1 pseudogene is annotated in these 981 nt (G+C 76.0%); it reads right to left on the reverse strand.

Annotated elements, in window-relative coordinates:
• A pseudogene (locus OEY_RS28035) lies at window positions 1–981 on the reverse strand (chromosome segregation protein SMC); the annotation flags it as partial.

Here is a 981-nt window from a genome sequence, read left to right on the forward strand (position 1 = left end):
GCCGCCGGGACGGAGTCCGCGGCGAGCGCATCGGCGGCCGGGCCCATCGCCGCTGCGACGGCGACCTCGTATCCGGCCTCGACGCGGACGCGTTCCGCGAGCGGCCCCGCCAGTCCGAGATCGGGACGGTGCTCGAGGAGCCAGGCGGCGCCGTCCTTGCGTTCGAGGCCCATCGACAGCGCCTCGATGCGCGCCCCGAGGGAGGCGACCTCCTTGCCCGCCGCGCGCTCGGCGTCCTGCAGTTCCTGCACGCGCGCGTCGGCGAGCCGCAGGGCCTCGAGGGCGCGTTCGTGCTGGGCGTCGGCGTCGATCTCGCCGGCGTCGAGGTCGTCGATGCGGGCCTGGGCCGTCTCGAACTCGGCCTGGGCGGCGACACCCCGCAGCCGGGCCTCCTCGATGGCGACGGTCAGCCGGGTGACCTCCGCGTCGATGGACTCGGCGCGCGTGCGCACGGTCTCGACCTGTCCGGCCAGGCGCGCGAGTCCCTCCCGCCGGTCGGCGACGGCCCGCACCGCGGCCAGGTGCGCCCGCTCGGCGGCCGCGGCGGCCTCCTCCTGGACGGCGAGTTGCTCCTTTGCGGCTTCGAGGGTGCCGTGGGCGATCTCGACCCCCTCGAGGAGTTCGGCCTCCTCTTCGGCGATCCGGTCGGCGCGGGCCTCCATCTCGTCCGGGTCCTGGCCGTCGCGGGCCGCCGGGGCGGTGTCGAGGTGGCGGGCGCGTTCCTGGGCGATGCGCACGGTGGCACCGAGGCGTTCGGCGAGCGCGGAGAGGCGGAACCAGGTCTGCGACGCAGCCTCGGCGCCGGGGGTGAGCCGAGCGACCGCCTCCTCGTGGCGTGCGAGTTCGGCGTTGGCGTCGTCCAGTTCCGCAGCGACGTGATCGAGTCGTTCGCGCAGGACGCGTTCCTGCTCGTCCTGATCGGCGAATTCGGCGCGCCGGGTCACGAGGTCGTCGGCGGCGAGCCGCAGGCGGGGGGCGCGC

The organism is Rhodococcus sp. P14 (assembly GCF_000256505.1).
Lineage (GTDB): Bacteria > Actinomycetota > Actinomycetes > Mycobacteriales > Mycobacteriaceae > Rhodococcus > Rhodococcus ruber.